This window comes from Trueperaceae bacterium (assembly GCA_019454765.1).
In the GTDB taxonomy this organism is placed as follows: domain Bacteria; phylum Deinococcota; class Deinococci; order Deinococcales; family Trueperaceae; genus JAAYYF01.
Genome location: JACFNR010000024.1, coordinates 1 through 13,940, shown reverse-complemented (window position 1 = coordinate 13,940; position 13,940 = coordinate 1). Strand labels below are relative to the sequence as shown.

Annotated in this window: 12 protein-coding genes; 7 read left to right on the top strand and 5 right to left on the bottom strand. The window is 72.6% G+C overall.

Annotation, left to right across the window (positions count from 1 at the left end; genetic code table 11):
• Nucleotides 1–58: 58 nt before the first annotated feature.
• The 4 genes from glmS to pheS all read right to left on the bottom strand — a co-directional run bounded on the left by glmS (nucleotide 59) and on the right by pheS (nucleotide 5,913).
• On the bottom strand, nucleotides 59–1,885 hold the full coding sequence (glmS, locus tag H3C53_08135; protein MBW7916633.1) for a glutamine--fructose-6-phosphate transaminase (isomerizing): 1,827 nt from the start codon (nucleotides 1,883–1,885) through the stop codon (nucleotides 59–61).
• Nucleotides 1,886–1,982: 97 nt separating this feature from the next.
• On the bottom strand, nucleotides 1,983–2,537 hold the full coding sequence (locus H3C53_08130) for a hypothetical protein (GenBank protein MBW7916632.1): 555 nt from the start codon (nucleotides 2,535–2,537) through the stop codon (nucleotides 1,983–1,985).
• Nucleotides 2,534–4,876 carry a phenylalanine--tRNA ligase subunit beta gene (locus tag H3C53_08125; GenBank protein ID MBW7916631.1) on the bottom strand — a complete coding sequence of 781 codons (2,343 nt, stop codon included), beginning with the start codon at nucleotides 4,874–4,876 and terminating at the stop codon, nucleotides 2,534–2,536. The genes H3C53_08130 and H3C53_08125 overlap by 4 nt, the downstream gene beginning before the upstream one ends.
• Nucleotides 4,873–5,913, bottom strand: a complete 1,041-nt coding sequence (gene pheS, locus H3C53_08120; protein ID MBW7916630.1) for a phenylalanine--tRNA ligase subunit alpha — start codon at nucleotides 5,911–5,913, stop codon at nucleotides 4,873–4,875. The genes H3C53_08125 and pheS overlap by 4 nt, the downstream gene beginning before the upstream one ends.
• A gap of 224 nt (nucleotides 5,914–6,137) precedes the next feature.
• On the opposite strand from pheS, the gene H3C53_08115 reads away from it, so the two are divergent.
• From H3C53_08115 to secD, 7 genes are all read left to right on the top strand, one after another.
• Complete coding sequence (locus H3C53_08115) at nucleotides 6,138–6,644, top strand: hypothetical protein (GenBank protein MBW7916629.1); 507 nt, start codon at nucleotides 6,138–6,140, stop codon at nucleotides 6,642–6,644.
• 148 nt (nucleotides 6,645–6,792) lie between these two features.
• Nucleotides 6,793–7,236: a ribosome maturation factor RimP gene (gene rimP / locus H3C53_08110; GenBank protein ID MBW7916628.1), complete on the top strand. Its 444-nt coding sequence runs from the start codon at nucleotides 6,793–6,795 to the stop codon at nucleotides 7,234–7,236.
• 117 nt (nucleotides 7,237–7,353) lie between these two features.
• A complete protein-coding gene (gene nusA / locus H3C53_08105; GenBank protein MBW7916627.1) occupies nucleotides 7,354–8,574 on the top strand; it encodes a transcription termination/antitermination protein NusA in 1,221 nt (406 codons plus the stop codon).
• Between the two features lie 8 nt (nucleotides 8,575–8,582).
• Nucleotides 8,583–8,939, top strand: a complete 357-nt coding sequence (locus H3C53_08100; GenBank protein MBW7916626.1) for a DUF448 domain-containing protein — start codon at nucleotides 8,583–8,585, stop codon at nucleotides 8,937–8,939.
• On the top strand, nucleotides 8,940–10,757 hold the full coding sequence (locus tag H3C53_08095; protein ID MBW7916625.1) for a translation initiation factor IF-2: 1,818 nt from the start codon (nucleotides 8,940–8,942) through the stop codon (nucleotides 10,755–10,757). It abuts the gene before it with no gap.
• Nucleotides 10,757–11,080: a hypothetical protein gene (locus tag H3C53_08090; GenBank protein MBW7916624.1), complete on the top strand. Its 324-nt coding sequence runs from the start codon at nucleotides 10,757–10,759 to the stop codon at nucleotides 11,078–11,080. Before H3C53_08095 ends, H3C53_08090 begins: the two co-directional genes overlap by 1 nt.
• Before the next feature lie 68 nt (nucleotides 11,081–11,148).
• On the top strand, nucleotides 11,149–13,359 hold the full coding sequence (gene secD, locus H3C53_08085) for a protein translocase subunit SecD (GenBank protein ID MBW7916623.1): 2,211 nt from the start codon (nucleotides 11,149–11,151) through the stop codon (nucleotides 13,357–13,359).
• A 53-nt stretch (nucleotides 13,360–13,412) separates the two neighbouring features.
• Here the strand turns inward: secD and H3C53_08080 are convergent, their stop codons facing one another.
• Nucleotides 13,413–13,913, bottom strand: coding sequence for a hypothetical protein (locus H3C53_08080; protein ID MBW7916622.1), 501 nt, complete (start codon nucleotides 13,911–13,913; stop codon nucleotides 13,413–13,415).
• Nucleotides 13,914–13,940 lie beyond the last annotated feature (27 nt).

Genomic DNA, 13,940 nt, shown 5'->3' with positions numbered 1-13,940 from the left:
ACCGTTCCTCAACTCCACCAGCCTCGGCGCCGATGATACGCCTGCCCCTCCGCCCGGCTCATTCGACGGTCACGCTCTTGGCCAGGTTGCGCGGTTGGTCGACGTCGCGCCCGAGGCGGCACGCCACCTCGTAGGCGAGGAGCTGCAGCGGCACCGCGTTGATCAGGGGCGAGAGCAGCTCGAGCGTGCGCGGCACCCGCAGCAGGTGCTGCGTGTGCTGCCCGATGCCCGCGTCGTCCTCGTTGGCCACCACTATCAACCGCCCCTCGCGCGCCTTCACCTCCTGCAGGTTCGAGACCGTCTTCTCGTACTGCTGGGACGCCGTTGCCACGGCGACAACCGGCAGGTCCCTATCCACCAGGGCGATGGGGCCGTGCTTCATCTCCCCGGTCGGGTACGCCTCGGCGTGGATGTACGAGATCTCCTTCAGCTTGAGCGCTCCCTCCATGGCGGTGGCCACGTTCACGCCGCGCCCCAGGTAGAGCGCGCTGCGGGCGCCCACCACCTGGTCGGCCACGGCGCGCACGGCGTCGCGGCCCGCCAGGGCGCGTTCGACCTGCCCCGGCAGCGCCCTGAGCGCGCGGTGGTAGTCGCGGGCGGTCTCGTCGTCGACCTCGCCGCGCGCCCGGCCCAGCCACAACGCCAGGAGGGCGAACGCCGCCACCATGCCGAGGTACGCCTTGGTGCTCGCCACCCCGATCTCGGGCCCCGCGTGGATGTAGAGCACGTCGTCGACCTCGCGGCTGATGCTCGAGCCCTTCACGTTGAGGATGGCCAGCGTGCGCGCGCCGCGCCGCTTGGCCTCGCGCATGGCCTCGAGCGTGTCGATCGTCTCGCCAGACTGCGAGACGACGACGCACAGCGTGCGTGGCGTCACGACCGGTTCGGCGTACCTGTACTCGGACGCCACCTCCACCACGGCGTCGAGCCGCGCCAGGCGCCTGAGCAGGGTGGCACCAACGACGCCCGCGAACGAGGCCGTGCCCGCGGCGGTGATGACGACCCGGTCGATGGCGTTCGGGTCGAGGCCGAGGCCGAGCTCGACGTCGGTGTCGTTGCCCACGAAGCGCCCGAACAGGGTGTTCTGCAAGACGGTGGGCTGCTCGAAGATCTCCTTGAGCATGTAGTGCGGGAAGCCGCCCTTCTCGGCCGCCTCCGCGTCCCACTCCACGCGGCTCGGCTCGCGCCGGACGGGCGCACCGGCTAAGTCGGTCAGCACCACGCCGGCCGCGCTCAGCTCGGCGACGTCGCCGTCGTGGAGGTAGATGACGTCGCGCGTGTACGGCAGCAGCGCCGGCACGTCGGAGGCGAGGAACGTCTCCCCGGCGGCCAGGCCGATGACGAGGGGGCTGGTGTTGCGCGCCGCCACGAGCACGTCGTGGTTGGCGTGCGCCACCACCAGCGCGTAGGCGCCGCGCACGCGCGTCAGGGCGGCGCGCACCGCGGTGCCCAGGTCGCCGCCGAGGGTGGCGTACGCCTCCTCGATGAGGTGCACGAGCACCTCCGTGTCGGTCTCGGAGGCGAAGACGTGGCCGCGCGCGCTCAGCTCGGCGCGCAGCTCGACGTAGTTCTCGATGATCCCGTTGTGGATGACCGCCAGGCGCCCGTCCTCGCTGGTGTGCGGGTGAGCGTTGACGTCGTTGGGCCGCCCATGGGTGGCCCAACGCGTGTGGCCCACGCCGAGCACGCCGCGCGGCAGGTTGCCCTCCAGCGCGCCGCGCAGAACGCTGAGCTTGCCCGCGCGCTTCACGGTCTGCAGCGGCCCGGCGCCGCCCCTCACCGCCAGGCCCGCCGAGTCGTACCCGCGGTACTCCAGGCGGGCCAGGCCGTCGATGATCACGGGCGCCGCTTCGCGCCCACCTACGTATCCGACGATGCCGCACATGTCGTGTCCTTCCCTGCCGGTACGGGCGCGGCGCTGCCGCGCGCCGGAGCTGGGCTTGCGCTACCTCGGCGTCCCCGCTTGCCCTACGTTCTCGCCTTCACCTCTCGTTCCACGGCTCGCCGACCACCAGCCAGGTGTGAAGGCCGCCGTACACCCGCCACGTGTCGTTCGCGCGCGCCTCGGCCGGCGTGGGCGCTGGCAGGAGCGGATGAAGCAGTATTGAGCGTCCGACGTCGACGAGCGGTGACCGGTTGAGGTCCACGGCCAGCGTGCCGGGCGCCGTGCGGGGCGGGTAGAAGATCTCGGCGTCGTTGGCGGGGTTGCGTTGGATGGGGAGGGAGGTGACCAGGGCGAACATGAGCGTCAGGCCGAGGGCCGCGCCGCCAACGCCGCCGAGCGCCTTGCCGACCCAGCCCTGGCGCTTGCCCGCAGGAACGAGGCGCTGACCGATGACGGCGAGTATCACCCCGCCCACCAGCGCGGTCACCACGGCCACCCACACGCCGCGCGAGCCCACCACGAGGAGCGGCCTGAGCAGCAGCACGCCCCCCACGCCCACGGTGAAGCCCACCAGGCGGCGGGAGGCTCCCAGCGCCGTCGTGGACACGACCATGAGCACCAGGAGGGCGTCTATCCAGGTGGCGGGCATCATGCCCGGATATCGTAGCCCGCGCTCCTGACGGCCCGGATGACATTCTCCATAAGGGCGTCGACGGCCTCGTCGGTCAGGGCGCGCCTGGCGTCCTGGAACCTGAACCTGACCGCCACGGACCGGGCGCCGCTCGGCAGGTTGGCGCCGCGGTACTCGTCGAACGGCGCCAGGCTCGCGAGCTTGTCGCCGGCCGCGTCGGCCAGGAGCGTCGCCAGCTCGGCGTAGGTGACCTCGAGCGGCGCGACGACGGCGAGGTCGCGCTCGGCGAACGGCTGCCTGACGATGTCCCGGAACGCGACCCTGCCGCCCGCGAGCGGCAGGCGCAGCTCCGCGACGTAGACGTCGCCGAGCTCGAAGGCCGCCGCCACCTCCGGGTGCAAGCGCCCGGCGTGACCGACGGCCGCGCCGTCCCACGTCACCAGGGCGCTGACGCCGGGGTGCAGGTGCGGCGCCGGCGCCGGCGTGGTGGTCACCGTGGCGCCGTCGAGCCCGGCGAGCCCCTCCAGGATCCCCTTGAGGGTGAAGAAGTCCCCGGCCAGGCCGGGCCGCCAGTGGCCCACGGCGCGGTCGCCGCGCAGGAGGAGCGCCACACGCTCCTCCTCGACCTCCCCGAACACGTGCCCGACCTCGAAGAGCGCCAGGGACTCCGCCTGCCGGTTGGCGGCGGCCGCCGCCAGCAGCCCCGGGTAGAGGGCGGTGCGCAGCACGCTCTTCTCGACGCCCTGCGGCGAGCTCAGCTCGACCGTGGCGGCGGGCGCCGCGGCCCGCGCCAGCTCGGCGGGGCCGGTGAAGACGTACGTCATCACCTCCTGCAGCCCGAGCGCCGCCAAGCGGTCCCTCAAGCGGCGGTGCGTCGGGTCGCCGGCGCGCGGCACGAAGCGCATGTCGGGGTCGGTGAGCCCGATGTTCTCGAAGCCGTGGAGGCGCGCGACCTCCTCGACGAGGTCCTCCTCTATGGCGAGGTCGTAGCGCCAACTCGGCGGCGTGACGACCCAGGCGTCGACCTCGCGCTCCTCGACGCGGCAGCCGAGGCGCTCCAGGTAGGCGCGCTGGTCGGCGGCGGGCACCTCGAAGTCCATGAGGTAGTGGACCCTCGACGGCCGGTACTCGACCTGCCGAGCGGCCACGTCAGCGCCCACGGCGCTGAGGCCGGGATGGGCGGTGCCGCCCGCCAGCTCGACGACCAGGGCCGTGAGGCGCGCCGACGCCAGCTCGCACAGGTTGGGGTCCACCCCGCGCTCGAAGCGGGTGCGCGCGTCGGTGACGAGCTTGTGGCGCTGCCCGGCACGCCTCACGGTGACGGGCTCGAAGCAGGCGGCCTCGAGGGCCACGGCCACGGTACCCGCCTCCACGCCGCCGTAGGCGCCGCCCATCACGCCGGCCAGGCCGACGGGCACGCCGTCGCCCGCGCCGGTCGTTATGAGCAGGTCGGCGGGGTCGAGCCGCACCAGGTCGTCGTTGAGGACCCTGATGCTCTCCCCCGGGTTGGCCCGGCGCACGCCGACGCGGCCGTCGCGCAGCGCCGCCAGGTCGTAGGCGTGGGTCGGTTGCCCCAGCTCGAACGTCACGTAGTTGGTGGCGTCCACCAGGTTGTTGCGGGGCCTCAGCCCCAGCTGCGCGAGGCGGCGCTGCAGCCACACGGGGCTCGGCGCCACCCGCACGCCGTCGACGCGCCGGAGCGTGAAGCGCGGCGCCGCCGCCGGATCGGCGACCGCGACGGCGAGGCCGTCGTCGAGGGCGCGGTCGCCGCGCTCGAGCCCCGCCGCCGGGTGACGGTAGGCGACCCCCAGCTTGGCGGCCAGGTCGCGCGCCACGCCGAGCAGGCTGAAGGCGTCGGCGCGGTTGGGCGTGAGCTCGAGCTCGATGACGGTCTCCTCCGGCCAGAGCGCGGCCAGCTCGGCGCCGAGGGGGGCGTCGTGGCCGAGAGCGAGCACGCCGCCGCCGTGGTCGAACAGGCCGAGTTCCCTGGCGCTGGCGAGCATGCCGTGGCTCTCCACCCCGAGTACCGGTCTGAGCGCCACGGTGAGGTTCACGGCGGGCAGGTGCGCGCCGGGCAGGGCGAGCGCCGTGCGCATGCCGACGCGCACGTTGGGGTCGCCGCACACCACCTGGTGCTCACGGCGCCCGTCGGTGACGAGCGTCTTGGCGAGCGGCGCGGTGGCGCCCTCGACCCTCTCGACGCCCGTCACGTCGACCACGACCACGCCTGCGGGCGCAGCCGGGGCCGTGGTGACGCCCTCGACCGCCAGCCCCAGGCCGTCGAGAAGCTCGACCACGCGGGCGGGTCCCGGCAGGGGCTCGGCGAAGAACTCCTGCAGCCACGAGTACGGGACCTTCATAGCGCCCCCCTGAACTGCTCGAGGATGCGCATGTCGCCCTGGAAGAGGTAGCGGATGTCGGGGATGCCGTAACGCACGAGCGCCAGGCGCTCGATGCCGAAGCCGAACGCGAAGCCGGTGACGCCCTCGTACCCGACCGCCTCGAACACCTTGGGGTGCACCATGCCGCAGCCGCCCAGCTCGAGCCACTCCTCGCGGCCGGTGCGGGGGTGGGTCCACCAGATGGCGAACTCGGCGCCCGGCTCGACGAACGGGAAGTACGACGGCTGCAGCCGCGTGCGCGTGCCGGGGCCGATGAGGGCCTGCGCCATCTCCTGGATGGCGCCGCGCAGGTCGGCCATGGTGATGCGCTCGCCCACCACAAGCGCCTCCAGCTGGTGGAACTGCGCCTCGTGCGTGGCGTCTTGCGCCTCGTTGCGGAAGACCCTGCCGGGCACGACCACCTTGAAGGGCGGCCGGTTCTCCTCCATGTACCGGACCTGCATGGGGCTCGTGTGGGTGCGCAGCAGCCGACCGTCGGTCGTCCAGAACGTGTCCTGCGAGTCGCGCGCCGGATGGTCGGGCGGGAAGTTGAGGGCCGCGAAGTTGTAGTGATCGGTCTCGAGCTCGGGGCCGGTGACGACCTCGTAGCCGAGGCTGGTGAAGACCTCGAGCAACCGGTTCGTGACGAGGGTGAGTATGTGCAGGCCGCCCTGCGGCGGCCGCGTGCCGGGGAGGGTCACGTCGACGCGCTCGCCCGCCAGCTGCCTAACAAGCTCCTCCCGCTCGAGCGCGGCCTTGCGCGCCTCGATGGCCTCGCTGAGTCGCGCCTTGACGCGGTTCCAACGCTCGCCCGCGGCCCGGCGCTCGTCCGGGCCCATCGCCCCGAGCGCCTTGAGGCGCTGAGTGATCTCGCCCTTCTTGCCGAGGACGCGCACGCGCAGTTCCTGCAGCGCGGCGAGCCCGCCGGCGGCGGCGACGCTCTCCAACCACCCGCGTACCTCGGGGAGGGCCTCGGCCCCTTCTTCTTCGCGCCTCGCGGCGCCGTCCTCGACCATCCTGCTCGCTCACCCTCTCCGCCCGGGCGCTCGTCCAGGCCCCGACGAAACAAAAAGCCACCGCCCTGTCGGGGCAGTGGGTCGAAGCGCGCAGGCCGTGGGCGCTGCGCTCAGCAAGTAAACGACTGCGAAGCCGGCGGGCTTCTCATGCGGGCGAGTCTAAGTTGCCTCGGGAGGACGTGTCAACGCGCGGACCCGGGGCGGGCGCGGCGTAGAATCGCACCGTGACGACGCTGCCTGGCGACGAGCGGGCGCCCGGCCGGGCGGGCGCTCCCGGCACCGGCGGGTTCACGCCCGCCATGCGCTGCTCCCCCGAACTGGCCGACGTGGCGGCCCAGCTACTCTCCGTGCTCTTCCCCGATAGGCGCTTCGTTGGCGCCGCCGAGGGCGACTGGTGCGACTTCGCGGCGAGGCCCGCCCTGGCCGCGCCCGACTCGAGGCGCCTCCTCAACCACCTGCAGGCGTTGGTCGAGCGCCCGGAGTGGGCGCGGCGCCACGCCGTGGCGCGCGAGGTCGCTGACGCGGCCGGGCGCCGGGTGGAGGCGCTAGTGCCGCTGGCGCCCGCCGCGTACCGCGGCGGCGAGGCGCTGGTGGGGCCGTTCGCCGCCGAGGCGGACGCCGCCGCCTGGGCCGCCGGGGTGCAGGTCCGCGGCCTGGCGGCCGACACGCTGCGCGTGGGCGGCGCCTGGCTCGTTGACCTGTTCCGGCTCGGCGAGCTCTTGGCCGACTGAGCGCACCCCGCCAATGCACAATGTGTTTGTGTTGCGGTAACCCCCACCGAAGCGGTAAGATTCGGGGCGGACAACGTCCCGGCGGGACCGGCGGGTGGGTTCTGGCCCACCGCCTTTTCGTTGGGGCGGAGCCTCCACGGGAGGAAGCATGGAGTTGTCGCAGGCAGCCTCCGAGGTGCTAACGCCCCTCGGCTACGAGGTGCTCGAGGTCACGGTCAGCACCTCAGGGCGCTCGCGACGGGTCCTGCTCCGCATCGACCGCCTCGACGAGGGGATCGTGGGCATCGAGGACGTGGCCAGGGCCTCCGAGGTCTTCGGCCTGGAACTCGACCGCCTCGACCCGTTCGAGACCGGTTACCGCCTCGACGTGGAGTCGCCCGGTGCCGAGCGGCCCCTGTTCACGCCGCGGCACTTCGAGCGCTTCGCCGGCCTCCTCGCCAAGTTCCGCGTGGCGGGCGAGACCTTCAAGGGGCGCATAGCGGGGGTGCAAGGTGACGACGTCACCATCGCCGTGGACGGCACGGAGCGCGTGGTGAACGTCGCTCGCATCGAGGTGGCGCGGCTGGCCGAGTGGCCCGACACGCCGCGCTGAACCCGCCCGCGGCGCGACCCACGGGCGGCAACTCAAGACACCCGCGCTAGCGGCGCGGGTTAGCCGTGTGGCTTACCGCCGCCACGGCCACAACCGAATAGGTAGGGAGAAGTAAGGATGAACAAGGAGTTCGTCGACGCGCTCAACCTGTTGGCCGCCGAACGCAACCTCGACAAGGAGCAGTTGCTCAGCAGCCTCGAGGACGCGCTCAGCCAGGCGTTCGAACGCAACGTGATGCCCGGGCATCAGATCGAGGTGGACCTCGACCCCGAGTCGGGCGAGATGGACATCATGGTCATCCGCCGCGTGGTGGAGGCGGTGGAGGACCCCAACAAGGAGATCTCGCTGGCCGACGCCCTCGACCTCGACGACGAGGTGGAGCTCGGCATGGAGATGGAGTTCCCCGTCGACCCGGAGAAGTTCACGCGCATCGCGGTGCAGACCACCAAGCAGGTCATAACGCAGAAGATCCGCGAGGCGGAGCGCGAGTACGTGTACGAGGAGTACAAGGACCGCGCCGGCGACATCATGACGGGCGTTGTCGCCCGCACCGACAACAAGCGCAACGTCTTCGTCGACCTTGGCCGCGGCGAGGCCATCATGCCCGCCAAGGAGCAGATCCAGGGCGAGCGCTACATGGTCGGCATGCGCCTCAAGGTCTACGTGCAGAACGTGGAGCTCAGCCCGCGCGGGCCGTCGATCCACGTGTCGCGCGCCGCGCCCGAGCTCCTCGAGTACCTCATGCGCCAGGAGATCCCCGAGGTGGCCGACGGCACGGTGGAGCTCAAGGCCGTCGCCCGCGAGGCCGGCCAACGCTCCAAGGTGGCGGTGAGCTCGAACAACCCCAACGTCGACCCGATCGGCGCCTGCATCGGTCACCGCGGCAGCCGCATCCAGGCCGTGACGGCCGAGCTGCAGCGCGAGCGCGTCGACATCATCCAGTGGGACCCGAACGTCCGCGAGTTCATCCGCAACGCTCTCTCGCCCGCCAAGGTCGGCAACATCGAGCTCGACACGGAGGCCAAGGCCGCCAAGGTGACGGTCGGTTCAGACCAGCTGTCGCTCGCCATAGGCAAGTCGGGCCAGAACGTGCGCCTGGCGGCCAAGCTGACCGGCTACAAGATCGACCTGCAGGGCTCCGAGTCGGTGTCCGACTTCGACGCGGCCTTCCAGGCCGCCGCCTCCCGCGCCGCCGACACGACTCAACCCGAGCGCACCCACTCGGCGTTCGACGCCCTCTTCACGCAGGCGCCGGCGGCCGCCGACGAGGCGCCCGCGCAGGACGCACCGACCGACGCACCGTCCGACGCCGCGCCCACCGAGGAAGGCAAGGAGTAGCGACGACCATGTCGGCACCGGCCGGTACCCGCCACGTCCCCATGCGCCGCTGCGTCGTGTGCCGCGCGTCGCGGCCCCGCGCGGAGCTTCTGCGCCTGGTGCGGATCGACGAGGGCTACCGCCTCGACCCCGCCCGCAGGCTGGGAGGCCGCGGCACCTGGGTCTGCGCCGGGTGCGCCACCGAACCCAACGACAAGCGCCTGCGCCAGGCCTTCGCCGGCCAGGCGCAGGAGGTGAGGGCGCTGCTGCACGCCGCGGTCTCCGCCCTACCGCAAGCCGCAGCGTCCGCGCTGCCGGAGCCGGCGTCGGCTCACGCTTCCCCAGCCGCCCAGGGCGCCGCGGGGAACCCCGCCTCGGAGGCTTGAATGTCAGACAAAGTCCGCATCTACCAACTAGCGCGCGATCTCGGCGTTGAGAACAAGGACCTCCTCGCCGTGCTGGACGAGATCGGGGTCGAGTACAAGTCGCACTCCAGCACCCTCGACGCCGAGACCGCCGAGACGGTGCGCCAGCTCGTGGCCGCCGCCCCGGCCGGAACCCCCGCCGGCGCCGCCGCGGCCGCGCCTGCCCCCGCCACGCCGGGCGACAAGATGAGCGCCGAGGAGAAGGCCGCCAGGCTCGCCAAGGGCGGCAAGCCCGCGGCGGCCCCCGAGGCGGCGCCCGCGGCGGCGCTGCCACGGCGCGCGCCCGTCGTCACCGTCATGGGCCACGTCGACCACGGCAAGACCTCGCTGCTCGACGCCATCCGCAAGGCGCGCGTCGCGGAGCGCGAGGCGGGCGGCATCACGCAGCACATCGGCGCCTACCAGGCGCAGACCCCCAGCGGCGTCGTCACCTTCCTCGACACGCCGGGCCACGAGGCGTTCACCACCATCCGTCAACGCGGCGCCAACGCCACCGACATCGCCGTCATCGTCGTGGCCGCCGACGACTCCGTCATGCCGCAGACGCGCGAGGCCATCGCGCACGCCAAGGCGGCCGGCGTGCCCATCGTGGTGGCCATCAACAAGATCGACCTGCCGCAGGCCAACGCCGAGAAGGTCAAGCAGGACCTCATGCAGGCCGGCCTCATCCCCGAGGAGTACGGCGGCGACACCATCACCGTCGAGCTGAGCGCCCGCTCCGGCCAGGGCATCGACGACCTGCTCGAGATGCTCTCACTGGTGGCCGAGGTCGAGGACCTGCGCGCCCGCGCCGACGGCCCCGCCAAGGGCGTGATCATCGAGGCCGTCCTCGACAAGCGCGCCGGCGTGCTCGTGACGGTGCTGGTGCAGGAGGGCGAGCTCAGGGTCGCCGACTACGTCGTGTCGGGCGAGCAGTGGGCCAAGGTGCGCCGCCTGACCGACTACACGGGCGCCACCATCGACGCCGCGACCCCCGCCATGCCCGTCCAGCTCCTCGGCTTCTCCGAGCAGCCGCACGCCGGCGACACGGTCGAGGCCGTGGCGAGCGAGGTGGCCGCCAAGGCCATCACGGCGGAGCGGCGCGCCGCGCGCCAGGAGGCGGAGCGCGAGGCGATCGGCAAGAAGGGCATCACCCTCGCCGACCTGTTCGGCAAGACCACCAAGAAGACCATCAACATCCTCCTGCGCGCCGACACCCAGGGCACCCTCGAGGCGCTCAAGGGCGTGCTCGCCAAGGAGTCGGCGGCCACCGACGAGGTCGACATCGAGGTCATGCTCGCCGAGGTGGGCGCCCCCACCGAGTCCGACCTGCTCCTCGCCAGCACGGCCAACGCCTCCGTGCTCTCCTTCGGCGTGAACGCCCCCGGCAGCGTCCTCAAGTCGGCGGAGCGGCTCGGCATCCCGATCAAGAACTACAAGATCATCTACGAGCTCGTCGAGGACGTGGCGCGCATGGTCCGCGGCCAGATCGAGCCGGAGTTCGAGGAGCGCATCCTCGGTCACGCCGAGGTGCGGCAGGTCATCCGCGTCCCGCGCAGCGGCAACATCGCCGGCTCCTACGTCACCGACGGCGTCGTCCGCCGCGGCGCCAAGGCCCGCATCACCCGCGCGGGCAAGGAGGTCTACAAGGGCTCCATCTCCGGCCTTCGGCGCTTCAAGGACGACGTGCGCGAGGTCACGACCGGCTACGAGTGCGGCATCAGCCTCCAGAACTACGAGAACGTCCAGGAAGGCGACATCATCGAGGCGTACGACATGGTGGAGGTGCCCGTAGCCTGATGACGGGCCCGTGGGCGCACGCCCTCCTCGCCGCCTGCCTCGCCCTGCTCCCCCTCCACGCCCTCCCGGCGCGGAGCCCGGGGAGCGGCGAGGTGCCCGTTGGCGTCGAGGGCGGCATGGGTTCGCGCGTGCTCGTGATGGTCGAGAGCGGCGCGCGCCTGCCCGCGCCAAGCCTCGGGCTCCTGCTACTGCTGCCACCCGTGCCGCTCGCGGGGCGCCTGCCTCGCCCCCGCCCCGACCGCCACGGCGCGGCGCCCGCCGCGGCCGTGGCGCGCCGCGCGCACCTGGTTGAGCTCGGGCGCTTGCTGCTCGAGGGGGGCTGACGCGGCCCGGCCCGCCCACCAGCCGCAACCACCCCAGCCACCGACCGTCCGACCACCATTGGAGTCTGATGAACAACCGCATACTCACCGGCCTATTCCTCCTGGCGCTCATCGTCACGTCCGTCCTCTTCCTCTGGAGACCGTGGAACCCCAGCGAGCCGTCGCTCAAGCTCGGCCTCGACCTGCAGGGCGGCCTGCGCGTCACCCTCGTGTCGGACACGCCCAACCCGGCGTCCGAGGACCTCGCCACGGCGCGCAACATCGTCGAGAACCGCGTCAACCAGTTCGGCGTGTCGGAGGCCCTCGTCGCCACCGCCGGCAACGACAAGGTCGTGGTGGAGCTGCCCGGCCTCACCTCGGAGGACCAGCAGCGCGCCCTCGACCTCATCGGCCAGCAGGCGGTGCTCGAGTTCCGCATCGTCAAGTCGGAGTTCAACTCCCTGCCGACCGAGGCGCTGACGCTCGACGACCTCGAGCCCGTGGCGTTCACGGGCGAGATCGTGTCGACGGCGAGCGCCCAGTTCCAGCAGTCGCCCGGCGTGCCGTCCGGGCCCGTCGTCGTGTTCGAGATCCGCGCCAGCGACGCGCAGGCGTTCGGCAGCTTCACGGGCGGCAACGTCGGTCGCCGCATGGCCATCGTCCTCGACGGCCGCATCATCACGGCGCCCACGCTGCAGTCGCGCATCTCAGATAGCGGGCAGATCACGGGCATCGGCACCCTCGAGGAGGCGTCCGACATTGCCGTCGTGCTCCGCACGGGCAGCCTGCCCATCAGCCTCAAGGTCGACGAGGTCCGCGCCATCGGACCCACCCTCGGGCGCGATTCGATCAACAAGGGCACGACGGCCGCCGTGGTCGGCGGGGCGCTCGTCATCGTGGCCGTGCTCCTCTACTACGGCCCCGTCTTCGGCGGCGTGCTCGCCTTCGGCGTCATCCTCGCCATGCTCTTCATCTTCGGCGTGCTGGCCGGCCTCGGCGCGGCCCTCACCCTGCCCGGCCTCGCCGGCCTGGTGCTCACGATCGGCGCGGCCGTCGACGGCAACGTCATCTCCTTCGAGCGCATCCGCGAGGAGCTGCGCGAGGGGCGCGGCATCAAGGCCGCCATGAAGCGCGGCTTCCAGCACTCGCTGTCGGCCATCATCGACGCCAACGTCACCACCCTCCTGGCGGCGCTCGCCCTCTACCAGTACACGACCGGCCCGGTGCGCGGCTTCGCCATCACCCTGGCCGTCGGCATCGTGGCGAGCGTGTTCGTGAACATCGTGGTGGTGCCGTACGTCCTGGGGCTGCTCCTCGACAAGGGGCGCCGCACGTTCCTGTGGAACGGCTGGCAGGTGCGCGGCCTGCGCTTCGTGGAGCGCGCCCGCCCGCTCGTCTTCACGACCGGCCTCCTGGCCGTGGCGGCGCTCGTCTTCGTGGGCGTCCAGGGCTTCAACCTGTCTACCGACTTCACGGGCGGCAGCAACGCCGTCCTCGAGGTGCCCAACGCCGTGACGACCACCGAGATCCGCCGCGCCATCGACGGGCTCGGCATCGACGGGGTCACGGGCGAGGGCGCCACCATCGTGGAGTCGCGCGAGGCCGCCGCCGAAGGCAGCCGGCAGGTCTCCGTTCGCGTCGGACTCGGCGACACGACCCAGTCGGCCACCGAGGAGTTCGCCACCCGCCTCGCCGCCGCCACCGACGGCACGGCGCTGTCGTCCGACTTCGTTGGTCCGTCGGTGGGGGCCGACCTGCGTCGCGGCGCCATCCTGGCCGTCGCCGTGTCGCTGCTCCTCGTGCTCCTCTACCTGGCGTGGCGCTTCTGGCCCAACTGGGTCGTGGCGTTGGCCGTGGTGCTGGCCAGCGCGCACGACGTCGCCATCACGCTGGGGGTCCAGGCGCTCTTCAACATCGAGTTCTCCATCCCCGTGCTGGCGGCGCTCCTGTTCGTCATCGGCTACTCCCTCAACGACTCGATCATCATCGCCGACCGCATCCGCGAGAACGTGCGCACCATCCGCGACCGGCCCTACCGCGAGCTGGTGAACCTCGCCGTGAACCAGACGCTCACGCGCACGGTCGCCACGTCGGGCACGACGCTATTGCCGGTGCTCGCCCTGCTCATCTTCGGTGGCAGCGTGCTGCGCGGCTTCAGCCTCACGCTCCTCGTCGGCATCGGCATCGGCACCTTCTCGAGCATCTTCATCCTGTCGCCCCTCGTGGTGTGGGTGCGCGAGTGGCAGCAGCGCAACGCCGCGTCGAGCCGCGGCGGCGGCAGGCGGACCGCGAAGGCCTGACGCCCTGCTCGGGCCGGCGCGCAGTATCGGCGCCGGCCCGAACCGACCTCGACCTAGGCCCTGAGCGGGGGCGCGGCGGGAGACCGCTTCGCCCCCGCTCCCCCTTCTTGGGCTGGCACGACGAGCAGGAACTGCCTGAGGATCACGCCCTCGAACGACACCACGGCGCGCCACTCGCCAGGGCGCAGCGCCACGTCGGCGGGCAGGTCGAAGACGGCCGCCGCCGCGGGCGGCTCGAGCCACGCGCTGTCCGACGCCGCCTCGGCGCCGCCCGGCCCGAACCACTGCACCGCCAACCAGCCGGCCCGCGCCACGTCGAGCACCTCGAGCTCCAGCCGTGGACGCCCGCCCATGCCGGCCTCGAGCGTGCTGCCGCCAGAGAGGCGCGTGGGATGCGGCTCGGGCAGGCCGGTCGGCACGAGCGGCACGTACAGGGGGCGGCAGGCCGTCAGGGCGAGCGCGGCGAGGGCGAGCGCCGCGAGGGCGCGCACACCGGCGCCGCGCGGCGGCGCGCCGCGCCGCGCCGGCGCGCCGCGCGGCGCGCGTGCCCTCATCGGCCCTCCCCGAGCGCCGCGGGCGCG